This is a genomic window from Agrobacterium sp. 16-2014-1-2a (assembly GCF_053522705.1).
Genome location: NZ_JBNWBX010000001.1, coordinates 703,092 through 726,015, shown reverse-complemented (window position 1 = coordinate 726,015; position 22,924 = coordinate 703,092). Strand labels below are relative to the sequence as shown.

Below are 22,924 nucleotides of genomic sequence, written 5' to 3'. Positions count from 1 at the left end.
GGAGCTATACTAGGACCAGCGCTGACAAAAGGCGTCGATATCGCTTGATTGAAAGTCGGCTAGCCGCGCCATGATCGTCTCGAAGGGCCAGTCCCACCAGGCGATTTTGGCAAGCTTCCCCGCCACGGTTTGCGAAAACCGCTCGCGAATGATCTTCGCGGGAACACCGCCGACGATGGTGTAGGGCGGCACGTCCTTGGTGACGACCGCGCCTGCTGCGAGCACGGCGCCGTCTCCAACCTTCACGCCCGGCAGCACGATGACCCCGTGACCGATCCAGACATCGTGACCGATGACGGCGCGATCCTCCTTGCGGCGATCGAAAAAAGCGTCGTCGCGCACCGCCTCTGTAGCGTAATATTCCGGGCAGTAGCTGAAACGGTGCATGGACGGTCGGTCCATTGGATGGTTCGGTGCGCCAATCCTGACGTCCGCGGCAATAGCGCAGAATTTCCCGATTGTCGCATCACCGACAATACAACGGGGTCCGAGGTAAGAGTAATTCCCGAGTTCGACGTTGTGCAGAGAGGTATCGGCCAAAATTTCGCAGCAGCTACCTATGTTCGAGTCCCTTATGCTTGCCGTCGAATGGATGACTGTCTCTGCGAGCTTGGGGCGATTGAGTTGTGCGGTTGAGTGCATGCCTGTCTCCGGATTTCGGCCTGCGTAACCGGGGACTATGAAGGGCGTATGACGTGAAATTGCGAAGGCAAGCCGATTAGGCCAGATATCCGTTTGAAATGCAGATCGTGTGCGCGCGCTTTGCGTGGAACGAAATCTGGCTTCATACAGCGCGGTCAGCCGCCGGAACCATCCGCGGTCGCAGCTTTTTTACTTCCAGTAATGGTCGGATATGTTTTGGGCATTCTGAATGATGTGACGCGCGACTTCGGGATCTCCGCCCTCGAATGTTTCCAGGTCGGCTCCGCATAACAGCAGGAAAAGCTGCTGGTGTGCGACAGCGGCAAAATAGTCATGAGGCGGTGGCTGTATTTCAGACCCGATTGACTGGAGTTCGTCAGCAGCCTGTTTGCTTGCCTGCTCAAGCGCTGCGAAAATAGTGGACACCATCGCCGATTCTGTCCGTTGCAATATATCCTGAACCTGCCGTTCGGCGGGCGTCAGGACCGGGCAGCTCTCACTCATCGCACAACTCTCCTCTCGGCACGCCTCGTTTACCTGCGGTACTATGCCATGGATTGTGTCTGCTTTGAGAGGAGAAGCTGAAGTTGTGGATTTGAAACCGCAAACGAAAAACACGACAGACCGAAATCGGTTTGTCGCCGAGACAAACCGGTCGCCTCGCTACAAGCCGTTATTATTCAACCGTGCCCCAGCGCCTTCCTGATACAGGCGCTGAGATAGGCATATTGCAGGGGCGTGGCCCTTGCCATCGCCTCCGTGCGGGTGGCGGGCCTGTCCTCGTAACCGACCGGAATATCGAACTGGGTGAAGGTGAAATCCCAGCGGGTGCCGTTGACGATATTGTAGAAATGGTCGGCGCCGCTAACGACGGTTTTGGCGAGGTCGCCACCGAAAATATCCTGCACCACAAGAGCTGTAACGCCGCCTTGCCCCCTGGCTGGGTTTTCTCTCGACCACAGGCTGCTGGTTTCGAGCGACCAGCTTTTCCTCAGGGCGTAATACAGTCGTTCGGCATTGTCCTGCATGACGGGTCTTTCCTGTTTCGGAACCGGGTTCCGGGTCAGGTTGGGTCGGTACAATAACGGAGCGCCTCGCTTCCTTTTTCAGGCCGCAGGAACGCTCCGTTCAGTTGAGATTGCGCCGATGCGCTGACGGTGCCGGAACGAATTCCGGCACCCTTTTCCTCACTTCGCGTCGAGAAGGTCCTTGACTTCCAGCAGGGCGAACTCGTTGTCGTCAGCCTTGTCCAGCGCACGACCGGCCGAGAAGGGCAGGTTGTTGTCGTTGCCGACGATGATATGGGTGGCGTCGACACGGTCGACATTCTCGATGGTCACGAACGGCATGTCGTAGAAACCGTTGCCGCCGCCCTGACGCTTCCTGTTATCAGGATCGGAGATCTTCAGCAGATCGATATAGCCGATCTTGCGCGCCGCCTTGCCGGCATTGGCGTCGTTGAATTCGATCTTGTAGATGCGCTTGACCTTGGAAGGCACGGCAAAGCAGTTTACGTCCGGCTTTTTCGGGTCGGCGCAGGCTTTGTCGGCGGTGCCGGCGCCATTGTCACGCTCGATGACCAGCGCGGTGCTCTCGTCCAGCATGTTGAAATCGCCGATGGCTTCGCCACCTTGCGCCAGCGGGTAGAGCCAGGTGCGGCCTGTCCATTCCTTCTTGGCGGTATCGAGCTCGATGATGCGAAGGGCGGTTGAGCCGTCTTCGGTCTTTTCGACCTGACCTTCGGCGGTGTAGAGCGGGCCTTCGAGAAGGCCGTAAAGCTTCGAGCCGTCCTTGGAGAGCGCCATGCCTTCATAACCACCTGATCGTTTCAGGTTGAAAGCGGGCATTTTCTGCGTGGGGTTGCCGGGCAGTGCCAGGGTCGGATGATCCGGGGACTTCACCTCGATATCGCCGGCCTTGGTGGCGATGACGTCGGTCAGCTTGCCGTCGCGGGTGAATTTCAGGATGTAGGGACCGAACTCTTCGCCCACCCAGAAGCCGTCGGCAACGGGCTGAATGGATTCGACGTCGAAGTCGGCGCCCGTCAGGTAACGTTTGGTCGAACCTTCCATGACGATGGGGAACGGAGCTTTCTTGTCCGGGTCGGAAAGGAACACCGTCTCCAGCGCGTTGACCTTGCCGGCATCCCAGTCGAATTTGATGTGGTGGAGCATCAGCATGGCGTCGCTGGAGTTGAGCTTTGAGCCGAAACCATTGTCGGAAAGGCTCCAGAAGCTGCCGTCCTCCATGGCCTTGATGCCGGAAAAGCCCTGCATGGCCTGGCCGTTGAACGGCATGGAGAGGCCGGTCGGGCGAACGCCATCCTTGCCGGGTACGGCGCCGAGACCCTCGGCGCGCTTGCGGTCGGCCGTCGTGAACTTGGCGGATGTCTTGAGGTATTCCGGCGCATCGGCAGGTGCTGCGATGATGGTGTTGGCGGGCAGAATGGCGTGCGAGACCAGCTTTGCCGGAAACTCCTGCTCTGCATGGGATGCGGTTGCGAGCGCAAGAACGGCGAAAGGTGCGAAAAGAATATGCTTCATGGTGGAGACCCCTCAATGCCTGTTGAAGACAGGACTGAGGCGATAGGGGCGCTACATGACAGGCAGGTGATTGCAGTTTGAAGCTTTGATGAATTTTGATGACGGGCGGCCTCGGAAACGAGGCTACCCGTTTGTTTTCAGGGGTTTTTTCAGGCGGCTGGGGCCTGATATTGGCTGAGCGTACACACGCCGAGCGTCTGCCCGCGTCCCTTGACAGCATGTTCGCCGAGATATTCGCTGCGCACACCTTTGGGTAGCACCAGCTGATGGGCGAGATCGGCAGAAATCAGCACGGGATGGCCGAGCATCTTGCTCAGTGATTCGAGCCGCGAAGTGGTGTTCACCGTGTCGCCAAAATAGGTGATCTTGTGGTGATCGACGCCGATTTCGGCTGTTATGACCGGCCCGCCATGAATCGCAAAGCGAAGGCGCGGCACTTCGCCGAAACGGGCGAGCCACATGTCGCGCTTGTCCTCGATGGTCGCCTGGATATCGAAAACACAGCGCACGCAGGCTGCCCGCCTTATCGCCATGTGATAGGGCCAGGTGATGATGGCCGCGTCGCCGATGTAGTCGTCAATGACGCCGCCATGTCTTCTGACGGGGGCTGCGTAGCTCGCGAAGATTTCGCCCAGAAACTCCTGCGCCTTCAGGTCGCCATGGGTTTCGGCAAACGAAGTGGAGCCGACGAGGTCGATGAAGATGAAGACGCGGTCTTCGCTGACTGGACGGCGATAGCGCCCAAGGATGAGATCGATGAAGATGTCACGGCCCAGCAGTTCGCGCACGCGCATGATGAAAACGATGATGCCGCAGACGATGAGGGTGAAGATCAGTGTCTGCACCTCGGCATGCACCGCCCGTTTCCAAGTGCCGGGAAATATGCCGCTAACCCACAGAATGGTACCGCCAAGCCCGAAGCCACAGAAGACGAGGACGGCATAGATGATGAGGCCGACGGCAATATAGGCCGGTGTCGGCAATGCGCTTACCTGCCGCGACAGACCGGGCAGCACGTAACCACGCTCGAAGGCGAGGATGGGCGCACAGGCGAACAGCGCATAGGTGGCGCCAATGAGCGCGCCGCCGCCATATTCCAGAAACGCGTAGGCCACGCCGCTGCCGGCCACGGCAACGAAGAGCACCACGTAATCCAGAATGGGCAGCAATTTTCTCATGTCGGTTCTTGATCTCGGGGAAGGGAAGCGTCGTGCCCCCGTCAGGCGAAGCTTCTGTTCAGGTCATATGCGACATTAATGTGGAAAATGCGCTGCAAAAAGTGACCATTCGGTAAGGTCACATGAAGGATTGGAAAGGCTGTTGCCCCGTTGCCGCAAAAGGGCTGTGCACCCGGCTCTACTACTTAATAGGATGTTCTGTAATAGACCGTTTCAAGCGGCGATTGCGGGCGGTCGTCCGGCGAGCGGTTCGACCATGTGACGGGGAAGGCGGCAAAGCGCAGCCGGTTGCCGTCTATCCATGCCCGGTCGAACAGGGTTTCTCCCTTGCTGGCAAAGGTGATGGCCGCGCAGGTCCGGCCATCGACATCGAAGGGAATATTCTCTTTCCAGCCAGTCAACCCGCAACCGGTACCCTTCGGGTCACCATTATAATGCTCGACAACCGCGGGGTCGTTGGGTGTCATGGCGATCGAGATGACGGTATGGGCAAAGAGCATGCTGTCGTTGTCCTTCAGGCCACCATCCAGCGTGCCTTCGTAACGCACCTGCACCGTGGGCTGCTGGCAGCTGCTGCGGGCGTAAATCTGTGAGACAGCATGCATGCGGCCACCGCGTATGGTGATGCGCGTGACGATGCCGTGACGGTCGTTCTTGCCGATCTCAAGGCAATCGGTCGTCCATTCGCCCTGAAGATCGACCTTGCCGTCATCGGCGCGCGCTGACGTGGATGAAAGAGTAGGGAAAATGCCTGCGGCCGCGATAGATGCGGCCAACAGCAGAGCACGGGCAGGTTTCATGGAAATACCCTCAAAGCGAGACCATCTGCAAAGAGATGGACCGCGATGCGGGCAAAATTTGGGTTGGCGCAGGTCCGGTAAAAGCAGAAGCGCTTTCGCGTCCGGACAATGCGCAAAATTGCGCGAAGCGCGGGCGATCAGGCCTCGCTCACCGCCACATCAACCGCCTCGACCTTCTTGCCGGCGAAACGCAATGCCACTTCGCCATTGATGAGCTTCAGCGCCACATCGCCAAACAGTTCGCGCCGCCAGCCGGTCAGCGCTGCCACGGTGGCAGCCTCGCCCTCGGAAGCGATCTTGTCCAGATCTTCGCTGTTGGCGATGACCTTTGCTGCGACGCCGTGCTTGTCTGCCGTCAGCTTCAGGAGAACTTTCAACAGCTCCACGGCAGCGCCGGAGCCTTCCGGTGCGTGGCTGTGACGCGGCGCCTTCGGCATTTCCTCTTTCGGAAGTGCCAGCGCCGCATTCACGGTCTCGATGATGGCCGTGCCGGAGGAAGAGCGCTCCCAGCCCTTCGGGATGGTGCGAAGCCGCGACAGCGCCTCGGTGTCCTTCGGCTGCTGCTGTGCGATTTCGAAGATCGCATCGTCCTTTAGCACGCGTGAGCGCGGCACGTTGCGCGACCGCGCCTCACGTTCACGCCATGCGGCGACAAATTTGAGGATGGCGAGTTCAGTCGGCTTGCGCAGGCGCGATTTCAACCGCAGCCAGGCATCGTCGGGATGCATGTCATAGGTTTCGCGCGATTCCAGAATGTCCATCTCTTCGGTCAGCCAAAGCGAGCGGCCTTCACGCTCCAGCTGCGCCTTGAGCGCCAGATAGACATCGCGCAGATGGGTGACGTCGGCCAGCGCATAATCCAGCTGCTTTTCCGTCAGCGGGCGGCGGCTCCAGTCCGTGAAACGTGAGGATTTGTCGATCTGCACATTCTTGATCCTCTGGACCAACTGGTCGTAAGAGATCGAATCGCCGAAACCGCACACCATGGCCGCGACCTGCGTATCGAAGATCGGGTGCGGAATAAGCCCGCCAAGATGATAGATGATTTCGATATCCTGACGCGCCGCATGGAAAACCTTCACGACATCGGGATTGGCCATGAGTTCGAACAGCGGCGTAAGGTCGAGACCCTTGGCGAGCGGGTCGACCAGTACCTCAAGGGTAGGGCTCGCCATCTGCACGAGACAAAGCTCGGGCCAGAAGGTCGTCTCACGCAGAAACTCGGTGTCGATGGTAATGAATTCCGATTTCGCCAGTTCCGTGCAGGCTTCGGCGAGGGCGGCAGTCGTTTCAATCATTGCAAATGGCCACTCGTGAAAATTATCCGTCTTACTTTCCCTTTGCCGGGCGCATGTCAATACAAAGCCCGCTTTTGAAGGCTCAAGGATCGTTTTTCTCAGGTGGTTTTGGCGTCGGCCCGTCGTTTTTGGGTGGTGCAGGGGCGGCCAGCTTCTGAAAATAGGCCGAGGTGCGCAAAAGCGGGCGGAACCCCCAGTTCCGCTCCTCGACGGGTACTCCCTCGCGCACCCGTAGCCGGTATATGGTGTAGGCGATGAAAACGATCTGGATCGCGGCCGTGTAGCTGAACAGCGCTTTGGGACCGAACTGGTCGATCAGGACGGAGGCGAGCAGCGGCCCGACGGTTGCACCCACCGACCAGAAGAACAGCAGCCCGGCAGACACCATCGCATGTTCGCCCTCTTTGGCATGGTCGTTGCCATGGGCGGAACTCAGTGAATAGAGCGGCAGGGCAAAGGCGCCGAACACGAAGACGCCGATGATGTTGCTCCATTCGTCCGAGCCGGCGAACAGGGCGAGAAACAGACCGACAATCACGGAGCACGCCGTGGTGGCGAGAATGATGATGCGGCGGTCGTAACGGTCTGAATAGACGCCGAGCGGATATTGCAAGACCACGCCGCCGATGATGCCCGCACTCATGAAGGTGGCGATGGCGGTTACGGAAAGGCCGATCTGTTCGGCATAGATTGGCCCGATGTTGCGAAACGCCGCCATGCTGAGGCCGACAGCCACGCAGCCGACGACGGCAAGCGGTGAGATGCGCCACACCGCGAAAAGATTGAACGGGATCTGTTTCGGCGGCGCGGGGTTGGATTTGTCGGCAATCGAGATCGGCACCAGCGACAGCGTGAGCGCCATGGCGATCAGCGAAAACACCACAGGCCCGTCAATGCCGGCGACGGGAATGATATATTGGGCGAGCGTCACGGAACCGAGATCGACGAAACGATAGATGGACAGCGTGCGCGCACGGTTGGAATTCGTCACCTGCGCATTGATCCAGCTTTCGATCGCGGCGAAAAGGCAGGCGACCGCAATACCGATGACGAAGCGCATCAACATCCAGAACAAGGGATGAAGGACAAGCGGCATGGCGATCGAGGCGGCCGATGCGACCGCCGCCATGGTGGCGAAGGTGCGGATATGGCCAATCTTGCGCAGAAGGCGCGTCACCGAAATGCAGCCGAGCGCGAATCCGATGCTGTAGGCGGCGCTGATGAGGCCGATGGTGCTGGCCGAAAACCCTTCGGACAGGCCCCGCAGCGCGATATAGGTTCCCTGCAGACCGTTGCCGCCAATCAGAATGCCGGCGGTGACGAGAAGCGGGATAAGAGGTCTGATCTGGCTCATTGCGGGCCGACTCGGTTTGGCGGGCTGAATAAGCACTATCTAAAGCGAAGGTGCGCGAAAGGACAGGCTGAACGCGACATTGTTGTGCTTTGCCTTGACAAATCGGGCTGGTCATGCGCTTTTCCGGCAAATTTCGACAGTGCCGCCCATCTGGCCCACGACACGCTCCAGGATATTAAAATGCATCGTTACCGCAGCCACACCTGTGCCGCTCTCCGCAAGTCCGACGTCGGCGAAACCGTTCGCCTTTCCGGTTGGGTTCATCGCGTGCGAGATCATGGCGGCGTTCTCTTCATCGACCTTCGCGACCACTACGGCATTACCCAGGTCGTGGCTGATCCCGATAGCCCGGCCTTCAAGGTTGCCGAGACGGTGCGCGGTGAATGGGTGATCCGTATTGACGGTCTCGTCAAGGCGCGGTCCGAAGACACCATCAACAAGGGCATGGCCACTGGCGAGATCGAGCTTTATGCGCAGGAGATCGAGGTTCTGGGCGTTGCCAAGGAACTGCCGCTGCCCGTCTTCGGTGAGCCTGAATATCCCGAAGATGTTCGCCTGAAGTATCGCTTCCTCGACCTGCGCCGCGAAACCCTGCACAAGAACATCGTCAAGCGCACGCAGATCATCTCCTCCATGCGCAAGGGTATGGGCGATCTGGGCTTTGCCGAATATACGACGCCGATCCTCACCGCATCCTCGCCGGAAGGCGCGCGCGACTTCCTCGTTCCCTCGCGCATCCACGAAGGCCAGTTCTTCGCGCTGCCGCAGGCCCCTCAGCAGTACAAGCAGCTTCTGATGGTGGCCGGTTTCGACCGCTACTTCCAGATCGCTCCATGCTTCCGCGATGAAGACCCGCGTGCAGACCGTCTGCCGGGCGAATTCTACCAGCTCGACGTCGAAATGAGCTTCGTGACCCAGGAAGACGTCTGGACCACGATGGAGCCGATGATGACGGCCGTTTTCGAACAGTTTGCCGAAGGCAAGCCGGTGACGAAAGAATGGCCGCGCATTCCCTATGACGAATCGATCCGTAAATACGGCTCCGACAAGCCGGACCTGCGCAACCCGATTGTCATGGAAGCCGTGACCGAACATTTCGATGGCTCGGGCTTCAAGGTTTTCGCCAACATGATCGCCTCCAACCCCAAGGTGCAGGTCTGGGCTATCCCGGCCAAGACCGGTGGTTCGCGTGCATTCTGCGATCGCATGAACGCCTGGGCGCAGAGCCAGGGCCAGCCGGGCCTCGGCTATATCTTCTGGAAGGAAGAAGAAGGCAAGGTTGCCGGCTCCGGTCCGCTTGCCAAGAACATCGGCGAGGAACGCACCGAGGCGCTGCGCCAGCAGCTTGGCCTTGAGGCGGGCGACGCCTGCTTCTTCGTCGCGGGCGATCCCGCCAAGTTCTACAAGTTTGCCGGCGAGGCGCGCACCCGTGCCGCCGACGAGCTGAATCTGATTGACCGCGACCGTTTCGAAATGTGCTGGATCGTCGATTTCCCCTTCTTCGAATACAACGACGAAGAAAAGAAGATTGATTTCGCCCACAACCCCTTCTCCATGCCGCAGGGTGGAATGGAAGCGCTGGAAGGGCAGGATCCGCTCTCCATCAAGGCTTTCCAGTATGACGCGGTCTGCAACGGCTTCGAAATCGCCTCCGGCTCCATCCGTAACCAGTCGCCCGAGCTGATGGTCAAGGCTTTTGAAAAGGTCGGACTGTCGCAGAGCGACGTGGAAGAGCGCTTCGGCGGTCTCTACCGCGCCTTCCAGTACGGTGCGCCTCCGCATGGCGGTTGCGCCTTCGGTATCGACCGTGTGGTCATGCTTCTGGTTGGTGCGAAGAACCTGCGCGAAATCACGCTGTTCCCGATGAACCAGCAGGCGCAGGACCTGCTGATGAACGCGCCGTCGCCGGCAACGCCGACCCAGCTTCGCGAGCTGGCGCTGCGCGTGGTTCCGTCCAAGAAGGACTGATCTCAACCGCCACGGGTTTTGAACAAAAGGGCTGGCGGCGACGCCGGCCCTTTCTGTTTCTGCAACGAACGTGGGAAAGTCACAATTTTACCGCGAGTTTAACGGAATTCCGAACGTAATCAGCCGGAATCCGATCCCAGTATAGTTTTGCGCTCATTCTGGGGACGCAAAGACTATCAGGGATTTTAAACTTGGGACAGCGCCGGCCGAACTTCGCTTGGGGTTGCGGCGCGATCATATTTATAAGGATTTCAGAATGGCACATGAATCGGAAAAAGACCTCGCCCCGGCCGGTGGGCAGATGCCGCCAGCCCCGCCTCGCAACGGCTTCGCCGTCAGCCTGCGCTCACCGGGCGCCAAGTTTCTGATGATCGGTTTCATATCGATGGTTCTGCTCGTACCGCTGCTTCTCGTCTGGGCGCTGACGGAAGAGCGCGCCTCGCGGGCCGAGGATGTTTCGGGCCGTATCGCCAGCGGCTGGGGTGGCGATCAGGTGGTGAACGGCCCTTATCTCGCCGTGCCTTTCGACGTGGAAAGACGCCGCGAGGTGAACGGCCAGAGCATCGTTGATCGCACGACCGAATGGGCGCTGGTCATGCCGGAAACGCTTGATGTCACGGCCGATCTGAAGACCGAGGAGAAGCGGCTGTCGATCTACAGCCTGCCGGTCTATAATGGCGACCTTGTCCTCAAAGGCCGGTTCGGTGCCGGCATCCTTCAGGATCTCGCCCGCTTCTCCGGCACGCCCCGCCTCGACAGCGCCATTCTCGTTCTCAGCATACAGGATATGACCGGCATTCGCTCGAGCGCCGGTGTCAGGATCGATGGCGGTTCCGTATTGCCGTTCGATCCCGGCATGCGTGATATCTCTGTCATAGCGCCCCGCACGGGTGCGCAGGACATGTCCATCAGGTCCGATGCCGGCGTGCACAGATCGATCGAAAGAGGCCTTGTCGAGAAAGGCTTCGATTTCGATATAGCCTTCTCCCTGAATGGTTCCGGCAGCTTTGCCGTCGCGCCCGCCGGCCAGACCACCAGTTTGGCGGCCAAGGCCAACTGGCCGCATCCCGGCTTTGAAGGCCTGTTCCTGCCGGAGGAAAAGACCGTCACAGCCTCGGATTTCACGGCCAACTGGACAATCCCCTATCTCGCAAGGGGCATAGACCGCGTGGTCGAGAGTTCGCGCCTGCCGCTGACCGACAGCCTGATGAGGATCAACCTCGTCGAGCCCGTGAAATTCTACCAGATCATCGCCCGGACACTCAAATATTCGATAGGCTTCATCTCTCTGGTGTTCCTGGCCGTCTTCATCGTCGAACTGAGGGGCGGCAGCAACGTGCACTGGATCCAGTACGTGCTGACGGGGCTGGCGCTGATCGTTTTCTACGTGTTGCTGCTCGCACTTGCGGAACATACGGGCTTCACCATCGCCTATGCTGCGGCGTCGCTTCTGACAGCGCTCCTGATCTCCTCCTATCTCGGAAGCGCAACCCGTAGCCGCAAGAACGGGGTAGCCCTGTTTACGGTTCTGGCGGTGGCTTATGGGGTCATGTATCTGGTTCTGAATGAGGATGAATATGCGCTGCTGGCCGGCGCGTTGATATCTTTCATCGCCATTGCTGCCACCATGTTCGCAACCCGCAGGGTCGACTGGTCGGGAACCGGCCCAACCCAGCACAACACCAATATTGGTCGCAGCGAAGCGTCGTAAGGCGCATCGCCAGCATCGAAAGGCGGGCAGACAACTTGCTGCCCGCTTTTTTGCCGTCTATAGGTGGAGCATTCACCACGGACCCGGTGAAATTCCGGGTGGCTCTTCTGGCCGCCGATCCGCCAGACAACGCAAAGCACCGACATTCTTTTTCAATCTACCGGACATGCTTCCGGCCGGTGCGTCATACTTTGCGAAAAAATCAAATGAACAGATTTCAGACTTACAGACGTGAGTGGTTTTCCAATATTCGCGGCGATGTGCTTTCCGGCATCGTCGTCGCACTTGCGCTCATTCCCGAAGCAATCGGCTTTTCCGTCATCGCCGGCGTCGATCCGAAGGTGGGGTTGTTCGCTTCTTTCGCCATTGCCTGCGTCTGCGCCTTCACCGGTGGCCGTCCGGGCATGATTTCCGCGGCAACCGCCGCCACAGCCGTCCTGATGGTGACGCTGGTGAAGGAACACGGCCTGCAATATCTCTTTGCTGCGACCATCCTCATGGGTGTGCTGCAGATCGCTGCGGGCTTTGCAAGGCTCGGGCGGGTGATGCGCTTCGTCTCTCGCTCAGTCATGACCGGCTTCGTCAATGCACTGGCGATCCTGATCTTCATGGCGCAATTGCCCGAGCTGATAGGCGTGCCTATCGCAACCTACGTCATGATCGCGGCTGGTCTTGCGATCATCTATCTCTTCCCGCTGGTCACTAAAATCATCCCGTCGCCGCTGGTCGCCATCGTCGTTTTGACCTGCGTGGCGGTGTTTTTCGGCATGGATATCCGCACCGTCGGCAATCTCGGCGAGCTGCCCTCGACGCTGCCGGTCTTCGCCCTGCCACAGGTGCCGCTGACTTTCGAAACGCTGCAGATCATCTTTCCGTATTCCGCAGCGCTGGCTGCCGTCGGTCTCCTGGAATCCCTGCTGACGGCACAGATCGTTGACGACATGACAGATACCGGCAGCAACAAGAGCCGGGAATGCATCGGGCAGGGGACAGGCAACATAGCCTCCGCGCTGATCGGCGGGATGGGCGGCTGCGCCATGATCGGCCAGTCGGTCATCAACGTCAGATCCGGCGGCAGGGGCAGGCTCTCCACTTTTGTGGCGGGCGCCTTCCTGCTGTTCCTCATTCTGGTGCTGGATGATCTTGTCCGCATCATTCCAATGGCCGCTCTTGTGGCTGTCATGATCATGGTTTCGATCGGCACCTTCTCGTGGCGTTCGATTCTCGATCTCAGCCGCAATCCACCGTCTTCCAGCATCGTCATGCTGGTAACGGTCGGGACCGTGCTGGCGACCCATGATCTCGCAAAAGGCGTGCTCGCAGGTGTGCTTCTCTCCGGCGTGTTTTTCGCTGGGAAGGTTTCAAAACTCTTCCACGTTCGTCCAGAGCTTGTCGCGGATGGTCGGCACCGCATCTACCGCGTCGATGGGCAGATTTTCTTCGCCTCGACGGAAGGCTTCATTGCCGCCTTCGATTTTGCCGAAGACGTGGAAACGGTCACCATCGACGTCACACAGGCGCATCTGTGGGACATTTCGGCTGTCGGTGCGCTGGACAAGGTCGTGCTGAAATTCCGCAAGACCGGCAAGACGGTCGAGGTGATCGGCGTCAACGAAGCGAGCGCCCATATGATCGACCGTTTCGCCCTGCACGACAAGCAGGATGGAGCGACAGCCTCAATCCACTGACCGGAAGTAAAAAGCCCCGGCGTAACCGGGGCTTTTTGTTGTGCTATTCGTTTGCCGTCACCGTCACGCCGAGCATTGTCGGCAGGGTGTTCGGCGCGCCCATGGCGGCGCCCATGATCATCGGGAAGGGAACCGGCTTTTCCGGTTCGGCCGAGATAGAGAAGCTCTTCGGATTGTCGATGTAGGCGTTGATCGCAGCCGACACCATGTTCTGCAATTCCGGAACGTTGAGCGAAGCCATCATGATGGGCGCCATGCCCTTGATGGTCTGGGAAAGCTGATCGCTGGTCATACCCTGCTGGCTTGCAGCGTAGTCGATGGCGCGCTTGGTGATGCTGGCATCTTCGAAGCTGATTTCGGCATTAACGAAGGAAAGCTGCTGCATCAGGCCGAGCATGGCAAGGCCCGCTGCCTGTTCGGCCTGTTCCTTGTTCGGATTTGCAGCCTGCGCCTTCACCGTCTCCTGCATCGATTTGATGAAGGCGAGTGTGTAACCGGAGAAACCGAACGACATGTTGAGACGGCCGACCTTGTCGAGGTCGATGGCATATTCCTCGACGTCTACGGTGCCGGAGGCAACTTCCCAGCTTCCGCTCATGGTCATGTTGCCGGAAAGGGCCTGCAGATTGAGCTTTTCAATTGCGTCTTTCGTGGCCGGATCGTTGACTTCGCTGAGATCGGCTTTGAAGCCGGATGCGTCGAGATCGAAGCCGATCGAGGCCTTGTCGTCGCTGACGGACATCGTTGCGCTGCTTTCCTCGAGCGAGAAAGCCTGCTTGCCATCGATGGAGACGGAAATCGGACCGCTATGCGCCTCGTCGTAGAACATCAGCGCATCAATCGTGCCCGTCGTCGCATCGGCAGGGATGGTGAGACCCGACATGTAGATGTCGTTGGCCTTGATCTCCACGTTTTCCTGCTTGTAATCGACATTGTCGAAACGCGCGTTCTTGATCTTGTAGCCGCCGTTGTTTTCCTCGACGCCTTCAAGGGTGACGTTGCCGACCGGAATTTTTTTGGCCGGATCGGCAGCCGCATTAAAGGTCACGCCGTTCAGCGTCACCGTGTCGCCGTTGACGGCGACGGATCCGGCGGCAATTTCACCGCCCTGCGCGGCGTAGGCGGCATTGATCTTTTTCAGAACGTCGTTGCCATCCAGTGCGAATGCCGGTGCGGAAAGCGCGAGAAGCGCGGCACTTGCGAAAAGAATCTGCCGGGTGGATTTCAGTCTCATAGTGTTTCTTCCCTCAATGTGCGGATGTGCACCGTGTTCTAAATGTGAATGGTGACATTTATATTCGCGATTATTCAAAGGTCTACAGGATTTAGATCGATTCGTATGACGGCGGCATTGCGGCATTCGCAACGCAGTTAATAAAAATCCTCACAAAAGGCGTCGTTTCGTCCACAGCCGAGACCCCCGAATTCCTTGCCGGGAATCGGCATTTCCGCTAGTCAAGCACCATGGGAAAAAATCTTGTACCTCCGTCAGGCGGAGACGATAACATTCATCCGGTCGATTTGAAGGCGGCGCTTGAAGAGCGCTACCTCGCTTACGCCTTGTCCACGATCATGCATCGTGCGCTGCCGGATGTGCGCGATGGACTGAAGCCGGTTCACCGCCGCATCATCCACGCCATGAGCGAAATGGGCATCCGCCCCAACTCGGCTTTCAAGAAATGCGCCCGCATCGTCGGTGACGTTATCGGTAAGTTCCATCCGCATGGCGACCAGTCGGTCTACGATGCGCTGGTCCGTCTCGCGCAGGATTTCTCGCAGCGTTATCCGATCGTGGACGGGCAGGGCAATTTCGGCAATATCGATGGCGACGGCGCCGCCGCCTATCGTTATACCGAAGCACGCATGACCGATGTGGCAGCGCTGCTGCTCGAAGGCATCGGCGAGGACGCGGTTGACTTCCGTGCTACCTATAATGAGGAAGATGAGGAGCCGGTCGTCCTCCCGGGCGCGTTCCCCAATCTGCTTGCCAACGGTGCCTCCGGCATCGCCGTCGGCATGGCGACGTCCATCCCGCCGCACAACGCCCATGAACTGTGCGACGCAGCTCTGCATCTCATCAAGCATCCGGATGCCACGGTTGAAAAGCTGGTGGAATTCATTCCCGGCCCCGACCTGCCGACCGGCGGCGTGATCATCGAAAGCCGCGAGAACATTCTCGAAGCCTATAAGACCGGGCGCGGTGGTTTCCGCGTGCGCGCCAAATGGGAAACGGAAGACCTCGGACGTGGCGGCTATCAGATCGTCATCACCGAAATCCCGTTCCAGGTGCAGAAATCGCGGCTGATCGAAAAGATCGCCGAGCTGCTGCTCGCCCGCAAACTGCCGCTGCTTGAGGATGTCCGCGACGAATCAGCCGAAGACGTGCGTATCGTGCTGGTTCCGAAAAACCGCACCGTCGACGCGACGCTGCTGATGGAATCGCTGTTCCGTCTGTCCGACCTTGAAAGCCGCCTGCCGCTCAACATGAACGTACTGTCGCTTGGCAGGGTGCCGAAGGTCATGGCGCTGAACGAGGTTCTGAGCGAATGGCTGGCACACCGCAAGGACGTGCTGGTCCGCCGTTCCCGCCATCGTCTTGCGGCCATCGATCGCAGGCTCGAGATTTTGGGCGGCCTGCTGGTCGCCTATCTCAATCTCGATGAGGTGATCCGTATCATCCGCGAGGAGGACGAGCCGAAACAGGTGATGATGGCCAAGTGGTCGCTCACCGATAATCAGGCCGAAGCCATCCTTAACATGCGTCTGCGCAATCTGCGCAAGCTTGAGGAATTCGAAATCCGCAAGGAGTTCGACGAACTCAGCAGCGAGAAGGCTGAAATCGAGGGTCTGCTCGCCTCCGATGAAAAGCAATGGCAGACCGTCGCCTGGGAAATCGGCGAGGTCAAAAAGAAATATGCCAAGGCAACCGAGATCGGCCGTCGCCGCACGCAGTTTGCGGATGCGCCGGATGCCGACATCGAGGCCATCCAGCAGGCGATGATCGAAAAGGAACCGGTCACCATCGTCATCTCGCAGAAGGGATGGATCAGGGCGCTGAAGGGGCATATGTCCGATACGTCGGCTCTGACCTTCAAGGAGGGCGATGGCCCGAAGCTCGCCTTCCCGGCGCAGACGACCGACAAGTTGCTGCTGCTGACCACCGGCGGCAAGGCCTACACGCTCGGCGCCGACAAGCTGCCGGGCGGTCGCGGCCATGGCGAGCCGATCCGCATCATGGTCGATATGGAGAACGATCAGGACATCCTGACGGCCTTCGTTCACGATCCGTCGCGCAAGCTTCTGCTCGTCTCGACTGGCGGCAACGGCTTCATCGTGGCCGAAAGCGAAATGGTCGCAAATACCCGCAAGGGCAAGCAGATCATGAATGTCGCCATGCCTGACGAAGCCAAGCTCGCCGTACCTGTTACTGGCGACCATGTCGCCGTCGTTGGCGAAAACCGCAAGCTTCTGGCCTTCCCGCTGTCGCAGGTGCCGGAAATGTCACGCGGCAAGGGCGTGCGCCTGCAACGCTACAAGGACGGCGGCGTGGTTGATGTGAAATGTTTCGCGCTCGCAGACGGCTTGAGCTGGTCCGACACGGCCGGGCGCCTCTTCACCAAGGTCGGTGAGGAATTGCGCGAATGGCTGGCAGACCGCGCCACCGTTGGCCGCACCGTACCGAAGGGCTTTCCGCGTAGCGGGAAATTTGGCGGGTAACAGCTGAAAGACGTCCCGAGCGATTACTCGGGACGTCTTTGATGGTCGCTGTTTCAGGACTTGGCGAGCGTTCTTAGCGCAACGTGGTATTTGCGCATCGCAATCCGCGCGTGTTCGAGCTGCCGATTAAAATCATCCGTCAGTTCTTCATCAAGACCACCGGCAGCACGCAATTCAAGCATGTTGCCGTATACACTTAGATCAAGAACGTCGCCTGTCTTCCATCCAAGCCGTTCAAGCATATCCTTTGGTATAACAATACCAGCGGCTTCGCCAATCTCGCAAATCGTTGCTTTCATTTGAAGTACTCCAAAGTTTAAATGGAGTTTAGCATACGGTTTTGACTGTTTGGCGAACTATTCTTCTACCGTAGGCTTATAAACCTCCCACCCGCGCGGTGTCAGATGCTCCTGCGGGTGGTAGCGCGTCTTGTAGCCCATCTTTTCAGAACCATCGACCCAGTAGCCAAGATAGACGTGCGGCAGGCCGAGCGCGCGTGTGCGGGTGATGTGATCCATGATCATGAAAGTGCCGAGCGAGCGCTTTTCTAGATCGGGGTTGAAGAAGGAATAGACCATCGACAGCCCGTCGCTCATCACATCGCTCAGCGCTACGGCGAGAAGTTCACCTCGTTTGCTGGAATCGATGCCGGAGCCGGGCTCTCGCACACGGTATTCGATGATGCGGGTGTTGACGTGCGTGTCTTCGATCATGATCGCATAGTCGAGCGCCGACATGTCGGACATGCCGCCTGACTGGTGCCGATGGTCGAGATAGCGGCGAAACAGTGAGAACTGTTCGGTGGATGGCTCAGCGGCATGAACGGTAGCGACGACATCCTTGTTGATGGAGAGAACGCGCCGCATCGATTTCGTCGGCTGGAACTGTTCGGCAAGGATGCGCACGGAAACGCAAGCTCGACAGGTTTCGCACGCCGGACGATAGGCGATGTTCTGTGAACGCCTGAAGCCGCCCTGGGTCAGAAGGTCGTTCATTTCCGACGCACGCGGGCCGACCAGATGCGTGAAAACCTTCCGCTCCATCTGGTTCGGCAAGTAGGGGCAGGTGGCCGGTGCCGTAAGATAGAATTGGGGAGAGGGCGTCGCCTGCGTGTTCATCGAACCGTGATCGCCTCCTGCGTCTGTTGTGAAAGCGCGCCGCGATTTCACGGGGTGCGGCGACGCTTCAAGCGACATGCATAATGTCACAGAATGGCAAAATGACGGAAAACGTCAACTGCACCATGCGGTATTTGCCTGATATGGAAGCCACGTTTTCGTGGCTTTCCCTTATATCAGTAGGTTCTGACCATGATGGTGCCGAGCAGGAAGTCATGAACGAGGCGCGAGCGCTCCGTAAACAGGCCTGCAAGCAGGATAAGCGGCGTCAAAACCGAGTTGATGATCCAGAAAAGCGCAATGTGCACGGTGGCCAGAAGGAAATCGATTCGCCGTCCGTCCATGCGCGCCATCGCGATGCCCATCGCCCGCATGCCGGGTGAGGCCTGCGACGGGCCGCTGAGCGTTACGCCGAAATAAAGGACCGCGACGATGACGAACAAGGCCGGATAGAGGAAGAAGCCGAGACCCAGCGTAATCACGCCGAGAAAGAAGACGATCACGGCGGCTGGAATGCACAGCAGGAGAACGATCGCGTAATCGATCAGAAAAGCGAAGATGCGTCGGCTCAGTACGCCGCTATAGGCGCGCCAGTCGTCCGGTGCGACATAGGTAGGGTTCTGGTCGAGGTTCATCGGTCGTTTTCTCCTGAGAAGACATGACAGCTCGAAACGCGCTTTTCGTCAGGCAGCATTCCGTGTCAGCAAACAATATGGGAAGAAAACGACCGAATACAATAAGCGTCGGCTGTCAGCCCTTCGCGAGTTTGCGCGCGGCTTCCACTGCGAAATAGCTCAGAATGCCATCGCAGCCTGCACGCTTGAAACAGAGAAGCGTTTCCATCATCACGCGCTCCCCGTCGATCCAGCCATGCATGGCCGCTGCCTTGATCTGGGTATATTCACCGGACACCTGATAGGCGAATGTGGGCAGCCCGAAATTCTCTTTCAGCCGCCAACAGATGTCGAGATAGGGCAAGCCCGGTTTGACCATCAGCATGTCAGCACCTTCTTCCACGTCGAGCGCTGCGTCGCGGATTGCCTCCATGCCGTTGGCGGGGCTGATGTAATAGCTGTTCTTGTCCCCTTTCAGCAGTCCGGCCGTCGAAATGGCCTCGCGATACGGACCGTAATAGCCGGAGGAGAATTTCGTGGCATAGGCCATGATGCCGACGTTCTGGTGCCCGGCCGCATCCAGGCCGCGGCGGATGGCGCCGATGCGGCCATCCATCATCTCGGACGGAGAAATAATGTCCGAACCGGCATCGGCCTGAAGGATTGCAGCACGAACGACCTGATCCACGGTCTCGTCATTGACGATTTCATCGCCGCGCAGAATGCCGTCATGCCCATGGCTGGTGAAGGGATCGAGCGCAACATCGGTGATCATGCCGATATTCGGAACCGCTTTTTTGACCGCGATGGTCGCCTGATTGATGAGGTTGTTGGCCTCGAGCGCATTCGAGCCGGTCTCGTCGCGCAAGTCCATCTCGATATTCGGGAAGGTCGCAATCGCCGGAATGCCGAGATCGGCGGCTTCCTTCGCCGCTTCGACCAGCTTGTCGACGCTCATGCGGTTTACGCCGGGCATCGCCGGTATGGGATCGAGGATATTGCTGCCCGGTACAATGAAGACCGGCCAGATGAGATCATCGACGGTCAGGCGGCTTTCCTGAACCAGACGGCGAGTCCAGTCGGCCTTGCGATTGCGGCGCATGCGGCGATGGCCGGTGATCGCGTCGACCAGATGCGTTTTGTCCTGCATGTAAGAATGTCCTTCGTATCCCACCCAAGTCAGGAAAGCTGCATAACACGAAGCAAGCGCCATGCGAATGCGACAATGTTTCCCCCTGGACTTCCCCGGTGGGCGAGGGTGCTTTGACAAGGCAAGCCGCCGAATTCAATATGGGCTGGTCGCCCGCCCGTCGAAACCGTATCTTCCGGCCATGGAACCTGATTCTCAACCTCTGCCGAAACGTCCGCTGACGGAAATCCTCTTTCTGGTCTTCATGAGGCTGGTCGCGGTTTCCTGTTTCTGGTTCGGCCTGCAATATTGGGCGATGCTGACGGGATATTCTCTCGGCGGGCATGGGCGGTTCGATATGCTTAACCTGCCATGGCGAGTGGCGGGTAGTGCGCTTGCGGTGATTTTCCCGGTCGCGGCGCTCGGTCTCTGGCTCGGCGCCTCCTGGGGGGCAGTCATGTGGGTCTTGGGTGCCGGCACCCAGATCGCCATGTATAAGGTGTGGCCATATATCTTCGGCGCCAACACGCTTGTACCCGTCATGCACGGTCTCGTGGCAACCATTTATATACTATTCCTGGTCGCTTTTTGGCTCGATCAGCGCCAGAATGAAGAGCGCGCAAGAATTGATTTACCATAAGAATAAAGCAATTCAGCCTGGTTTTCGGTCGAATTTTATTGCTAAGTCTTTGATTTGTAATGCATGGTGATAAGCCAGTCCCGCTTCGCCACAAGTTTGACCCACTTGGGAAAATGCAGGTAAGCATTTGTTAATCGTAGCTTTTAAGTAGAATTTTATGCGCATTGATTAGGTTCTCACTCAAGGCGGGAGACAAACAAACACACCGCCAAACAAAACAGTGAGGCAGTCATGATCAATAGCAAAGCAAAGCCGCAGGCCGTTGTTGCCGACGCACATGAAGATACCATCCGTTCGCTCTACATGGAGTCGCTGCACCTGGTGGAACGTCTCCACCGCCGCCTCCTCGATGTCATCAAGGACGAGTTCGATCGTCAGGGTCGCGATGATGTCAACGCCGTTCAGGCGCTCCTGCTGTTCAACATCGGCAATTCCGAACTGACGGCCGGCGAGCTTCGTTCGCGTGGTTATTACCTCGGATCGAACGTCTCCTACAACGTCAAGAAGCTCGTAGACCTCGGTCTCATCAACCACCAGCGCTCGCGTGTCGACCGCCGCTCGGTCCGCATCAGCCTGACTGAAAAAGGCCAGGAAATCGCCGAAACGGTTGCTCACCTCTACGAGCGCCACGTCGGCTCGATCGAAAAGGTCGGCGGCATCGGCACCGGCGAGTTCTCCGAAATGAACAAGCTGCTGCAGCGCCTCGATCGCTTTTGGAACGACTCGATCGCTTATCGCCTCTAATTCCGCGGCGGTTTCACTGTTAGAGTCGGGGGCATCGGTTTGCCTCCGGCTTGCGGATTCGTGTTCGAGGCGCCGTTCACCTGGGCGTGTCAAGCCCGGTCTACTAGGTGCGTTTTCGCCCTGTTTTGCAGGCATACACAGCTTCGTGAGAAAAGGCCCGTGACACGAATTGGCCATATTGATATGGGACCCGCAAAGGTGAAGGAGCCGGCGGTTTCTCCTGCTGTCGTGGCAAGTCCCGACTGTTCTGCCAGACAATAGCGCCCAGACCATGGGTATTGAGCATTACCGGCCGGCAGACACGTTGTACGTGTTTGTTAATCATATTGATTTAGGCATTGTTGAGAATGCCGAAGAGAGTGGCTGGTAGGTAGAATGACAAAAAAATCCGTTTCCGAATCCGTATCGCGCCGTGCGCTTCTGCGCTCGGCTGTTTCCGTTGGTGTTGCCGCGCTTGCCGCGCCGGCCCTGGCGCAGAATGCGCTCAACGATCTCATGGGCTCGTCGCGCCGCGGCAACTGGGATGACCAGTTCGACGCGAATTCGTCGCGTTCCGCCGTTGGCGTCGTTTCCAACAACCCGGTTCTCGGACGGGAAGCGCCTGTCTACATGCAGCAGGCGATCATGCAATATCAGCAGATCGTGCAGAATGGCGGCTGGCCGGACGTGCCCGTCACCCAGCAGCGTCTCCAGATCGGCGTTTCCGATCCTTCCGTTCAGGCGCTTCGCCAGCGACTGATGGTTTCCGGCGACCTGCCGCGCGAAGCTGGCATTTCCAGCGCCTTCGACTCTTACGTCGATGGTGCGTTGAAGCGCTTCCAGGCCCGCCACGGCCTTCCCGCCGATGGTGTCAGCGGCGAATATACGACCAAGGCGCTCAATGTTGCGGCCCAGATCCGTCTGGCCCAGTTGCAGACCAACCTCGTGCGCATTCAGTCCATGTCCGGCGATCTCGGCCAGCGTCACCTGATGGTGAACATTCCGGCCGCTGCCATCGAAGCGGTTGAGAATGAGCGCGTCGTCCTGCGCAACACCGCCGTCGTCGGTCGCGCCAGCCGCCCGACGCACGTCATCAATTCCAAGATTTACGAAGTCATCCTCAACCCTTACTGGACAGCGCCGCGCTCGATCGTCGAAAAGGACATCGTGCCGCTGATGCAGAAGGACCCGACCTATCTGGAGCGGAACAACATCCGCCTCATCGACGGCAAGGGACAGGAAGTTTCGCCGACGGCGGTCGACTGGTTTGCGCCAAAGGCACCGAACCTGATGTTCCGCCAGGACCCCGGCAAGATCAACGCCATGTCCTCGACGAAGATCAACTTCCACAATCCGAACAACGAATATATGCACGACACGCCGCAGCAGGGTCTGTTCAACAAGCTGATGCGGTTCGAATCGTCCGGCTGCGTGCGCGTACAGAACGTGCGCGACCTCACAAGCTGGCTGCTGCGCGACACGCCCGGCTGGTCGCGTCAGGAAATGGAACGCGTCATCGCCACCCGCGTCAACACACCGATCAAGCTGGCGCAGGAAGTGCCTGTCTATTTCGTCTACATCACCGCATGGTCGGCGAAGGACGGCGTGGTGCAGTTCCGCGACGACATCTATGAAAAGGACGGCAACGCCGAATTGGCGCTCAACACCACCACCGGCATCGAACAGCCGGCTGGACCTGTCGACGACGACCTGTTGCCGCGCAACTGATCCGGCGCTGCCATCAGGTTTTTATATTTAAGTGAAAGGCCGCACCCCGTCGGGTGCGGCTTTTTTTTCATTT

Annotated in this window: 20 protein-coding genes and 1 other annotated feature; of the genes, 7 read left to right on the top strand and 13 right to left on the bottom strand. The window is 58.6% G+C overall.

The window, feature by feature from the left end:
* Positions 1-9 precede the first annotated feature (9 nt).
* From ACQZ45_RS03680 to ACQZ45_RS03645, 8 genes are all read right to left on the bottom strand, one after another.
* Positions 10-642 carry a DapH/DapD/GlmU-related protein gene (locus tag ACQZ45_RS03680; RefSeq protein WP_013635872.1) on the bottom strand — a complete coding sequence of 211 codons (633 nt, stop codon included), beginning with the start codon at positions 640-642 and terminating at the stop codon, positions 10-12.
* A gap of 189 nt (positions 643-831) precedes the next feature.
* Positions 832-1,146 carry a hypothetical protein gene (locus ACQZ45_RS03675; RefSeq protein ID WP_113291457.1) on the bottom strand — a complete coding sequence of 105 codons (315 nt, stop codon included), beginning with the start codon at positions 1,144-1,146 and terminating at the stop codon, positions 832-834.
* Between the two features lie 176 nt (positions 1,147-1,322).
* Positions 1,323-1,670 carry a YunG family protein gene (locus tag ACQZ45_RS03670; protein ID WP_003512467.1) on the bottom strand — a complete coding sequence of 116 codons (348 nt, stop codon included), beginning with the start codon at positions 1,668-1,670 and terminating at the stop codon, positions 1,323-1,325.
* A gap of 159 nt (positions 1,671-1,829) precedes the next feature.
* Positions 1,830-3,185 carry an esterase-like activity of phytase family protein gene (locus tag ACQZ45_RS03665; protein WP_113291458.1) on the bottom strand — a complete coding sequence of 452 codons (1,356 nt, stop codon included), beginning with the start codon at positions 3,183-3,185 and terminating at the stop codon, positions 1,830-1,832.
* 149 nt (positions 3,186-3,334) lie between these two features.
* The gene (locus tag ACQZ45_RS03660; RefSeq protein WP_003512469.1) at positions 3,335-4,363 is read right to left on the bottom strand and encodes an adenylate/guanylate cyclase domain-containing protein; all 1,029 of its coding nucleotides are present in this window, start codon (positions 4,361-4,363) and stop codon (positions 3,335-3,337) included.
* 185 nt (positions 4,364-4,548) lie between these two features.
* Positions 4,549-5,163 (bottom strand): hypothetical protein, encoded by a 615-nt coding sequence (locus ACQZ45_RS03655; protein WP_174049328.1) that lies wholly within the window; start codon positions 5,161-5,163, stop codon positions 4,549-4,551.
* A 137-nt stretch (positions 5,164-5,300) separates the two neighbouring features.
* On the bottom strand, positions 5,301-6,461 hold the full coding sequence (gene rnd, locus ACQZ45_RS03650) for a ribonuclease D (protein ID WP_003512471.1): 1,161 nt from the start codon (positions 6,459-6,461) through the stop codon (positions 5,301-5,303).
* Between the two features lie 82 nt (positions 6,462-6,543).
* On the bottom strand, positions 6,544-7,815 hold the full coding sequence (locus ACQZ45_RS03645; RefSeq protein ID WP_448742182.1) for an MFS transporter: 1,272 nt from the start codon (positions 7,813-7,815) through the stop codon (positions 6,544-6,546).
* A 180-nt stretch (positions 7,816-7,995) separates the two neighbouring features.
* On the opposite strand from ACQZ45_RS03645, the gene aspS reads away from it, so the two are divergent.
* The 3 genes from aspS (at position 7,996) to ACQZ45_RS03630 (ending at position 13,182) form a co-directional block, all read left to right on the top strand.
* The gene (gene aspS, locus ACQZ45_RS03640; protein WP_003512477.1) at positions 7,996-9,783 is read left to right on the top strand and encodes an aspartate--tRNA ligase; all 1,788 of its coding nucleotides are present in this window, start codon (positions 7,996-7,998) and stop codon (positions 9,781-9,783) included.
* Between the two features lie 256 nt (positions 9,784-10,039).
* Complete coding sequence (gene creD, locus ACQZ45_RS03635; protein ID WP_065658287.1) at positions 10,040-11,494, top strand: cell envelope integrity protein CreD; 1,455 nt, start codon at positions 10,040-10,042, stop codon at positions 11,492-11,494.
* 76 nt (positions 11,495-11,570) lie between these two features.
* Positions 11,571-11,626: a sequence feature (sul1 is cis-regulatory element that is thought to sense ions involved in sulfur or methionine metabolism; They are found in Alphaproteobacteria), on the top strand.
* 74 nt (positions 11,627-11,700) lie between these two features.
* On the top strand, positions 11,701-13,182 hold the full coding sequence (locus ACQZ45_RS03630; protein WP_025593031.1) for a SulP family inorganic anion transporter: 1,482 nt from the start codon (positions 11,701-11,703) through the stop codon (positions 13,180-13,182).
* A 43-nt stretch (positions 13,183-13,225) separates the two neighbouring features.
* Here ACQZ45_RS03630 and ACQZ45_RS03625 read toward each other — a convergent pair whose 3' ends face one another.
* Positions 13,226-14,416, bottom strand: coding sequence for a hypothetical protein (locus ACQZ45_RS03625; RefSeq protein WP_003512485.1), 1,191 nt, complete (start codon positions 14,414-14,416; stop codon positions 13,226-13,228).
* A gap of 230 nt (positions 14,417-14,646) precedes the next feature.
* Between ACQZ45_RS03625 and parC the strand changes: the two genes are divergently transcribed.
* Entirely contained in the window at positions 14,647-16,899 is a 2,253-nt protein-coding gene (parC, locus tag ACQZ45_RS03620; RefSeq protein ID WP_013635880.1) for a DNA topoisomerase IV subunit A, read from the top strand.
* 53 nt (positions 16,900-16,952) lie between these two features.
* Here the strand turns inward: parC and ACQZ45_RS03615 are convergent, their stop codons facing one another.
* From ACQZ45_RS03615 to hemB, 4 genes are all read right to left on the bottom strand, one after another.
* Entirely contained in the window at positions 16,953-17,198 is a 246-nt protein-coding gene (locus tag ACQZ45_RS03615) for an AbrB/MazE/SpoVT family DNA-binding domain-containing protein (RefSeq protein WP_003512489.1), read from the bottom strand.
* A gap of 57 nt (positions 17,199-17,255) precedes the next feature.
* Positions 17,256-18,017: an arginyltransferase gene (locus ACQZ45_RS03610; protein ID WP_025593035.1), complete on the bottom strand. Its 762-nt coding sequence runs from the start codon at positions 18,015-18,017 to the stop codon at positions 17,256-17,258.
* Between the two features lie 176 nt (positions 18,018-18,193).
* Positions 18,194-18,652, bottom strand: a complete 459-nt coding sequence (locus ACQZ45_RS03605; protein WP_113291460.1) for an RDD family protein — start codon at positions 18,650-18,652, stop codon at positions 18,194-18,196.
* A gap of 115 nt (positions 18,653-18,767) precedes the next feature.
* On the bottom strand, positions 18,768-19,781 hold the full coding sequence (gene hemB / locus ACQZ45_RS03600; RefSeq protein WP_003512495.1) for a porphobilinogen synthase: 1,014 nt from the start codon (positions 19,779-19,781) through the stop codon (positions 18,768-18,770).
* A 181-nt stretch (positions 19,782-19,962) separates the two neighbouring features.
* On the opposite strand from hemB, the gene ACQZ45_RS03595 reads away from it, so the two are divergent.
* The 3 genes from ACQZ45_RS03595 (at position 19,963) to ACQZ45_RS03585 (ending at position 22,851) form a co-directional block, all read left to right on the top strand.
* Positions 19,963-20,400, top strand: coding sequence for a DUF6163 family protein (locus tag ACQZ45_RS03595; RefSeq protein WP_003512497.1), 438 nt, complete (start codon positions 19,963-19,965; stop codon positions 20,398-20,400).
* A 234-nt stretch (positions 20,401-20,634) separates the two neighbouring features.
* Positions 20,635-21,144 (top strand): transcriptional regulator LdtR, encoded by a 510-nt coding sequence (gene ldtR, locus ACQZ45_RS03590; protein ID WP_025593036.1) that lies wholly within the window; start codon positions 20,635-20,637, stop codon positions 21,142-21,144.
* Between the two features lie 375 nt (positions 21,145-21,519).
* Complete coding sequence (locus ACQZ45_RS03585) at positions 21,520-22,851, top strand: L,D-transpeptidase family protein (protein ID WP_113291461.1); 1,332 nt, start codon at positions 21,520-21,522, stop codon at positions 22,849-22,851.
* The last annotated feature ends 73 nt before the right edge of the window (positions 22,852-22,924 follow it).

Excerpts from the sequence above, each read along its gene's own strand:
- ACQZ45_RS03615 (WP_003512489.1), bottom strand. The coding sequence starts at position 17,198 with ATGAAAGCAACGATTTGCGAGATTGGCGAAGCCGCTGGTATTGTTATA.
- ACQZ45_RS03610 (WP_025593035.1), bottom strand. The coding sequence starts at position 18,017 with ATGAACACGCAGGCGACGCCCTCTCCCCAATTCTATCTTACGGCACCG.
- rnd (WP_003512471.1), bottom strand. The coding sequence starts at position 6,461 with ATGATTGAAACGACTGCCGCCCTCGCCGAAGCCTGCACGGAACTGGCG.
- aspS (WP_003512477.1), top strand. The coding sequence starts at position 7,996 with ATGCATCGTTACCGCAGCCACACCTGTGCCGCTCTCCGCAAGTCCGAC.
- ACQZ45_RS03585 (WP_113291461.1), top strand. The coding sequence starts at position 21,520 with ATGACAAAAAAATCCGTTTCCGAATCCGTATCGCGCCGTGCGCTTCTG.
- ACQZ45_RS03680 (WP_013635872.1), bottom strand. The coding sequence starts at position 642 with ATGCACTCAACCGCACAACTCAATCGCCCCAAGCTCGCAGAGACAGTC.
- hemB (WP_003512495.1), bottom strand. The coding sequence starts at position 19,781 with ATGCAGGACAAAACGCATCTGGTCGACGCGATCACCGGCCATCGCCGC.
- ACQZ45_RS03660 (WP_003512469.1), bottom strand. The coding sequence starts at position 4,363 with ATGAGAAAATTGCTGCCCATTCTGGATTACGTGGTGCTCTTCGTTGCC.
- ACQZ45_RS03670 (WP_003512467.1), bottom strand. The coding sequence starts at position 1,670 with ATGCAGGACAATGCCGAACGACTGTATTACGCCCTGAGGAAAAGCTGG.
- ACQZ45_RS03645 (WP_448742182.1), bottom strand. The coding sequence starts at position 7,815 with ATGAGCCAGATCAGACCTCTTATCCCGCTTCTCGTCACCGCCGGCATT.
- parC (WP_013635880.1), top strand. The coding sequence starts at position 14,647 with ATGGGAAAAAATCTTGTACCTCCGTCAGGCGGAGACGATAACATTCAT.
- ACQZ45_RS03595 (WP_003512497.1), top strand. The coding sequence starts at position 19,963 with ATGGAACCTGATTCTCAACCTCTGCCGAAACGTCCGCTGACGGAAATC.
- ACQZ45_RS03630 (WP_025593031.1), top strand. The coding sequence starts at position 11,701 with ATGAACAGATTTCAGACTTACAGACGTGAGTGGTTTTCCAATATTCGC.
- ACQZ45_RS03655 (WP_174049328.1), bottom strand. The coding sequence starts at position 5,163 with ATGAAACCTGCCCGTGCTCTGCTGTTGGCCGCATCTATCGCGGCCGCA.
- ACQZ45_RS03605 (WP_113291460.1), bottom strand. The coding sequence starts at position 18,652 with ATGAACCTCGACCAGAACCCTACCTATGTCGCACCGGACGACTGGCGC.
- ACQZ45_RS03665 (WP_113291458.1), bottom strand. The coding sequence starts at position 3,185 with ATGAAGCATATTCTTTTCGCACCTTTCGCCGTTCTTGCGCTCGCAACC.
- ACQZ45_RS03625 (WP_003512485.1), bottom strand. The coding sequence starts at position 14,416 with ATGAGACTGAAATCCACCCGGCAGATTCTTTTCGCAAGTGCCGCGCTT.
- ACQZ45_RS03675 (WP_113291457.1), bottom strand. The coding sequence starts at position 1,146 with ATGAGTGAGAGCTGCCCGGTCCTGACGCCCGCCGAACGGCAGGTTCAG.
- creD (WP_065658287.1), top strand. The coding sequence starts at position 10,040 with ATGGCACATGAATCGGAAAAAGACCTCGCCCCGGCCGGTGGGCAGATG.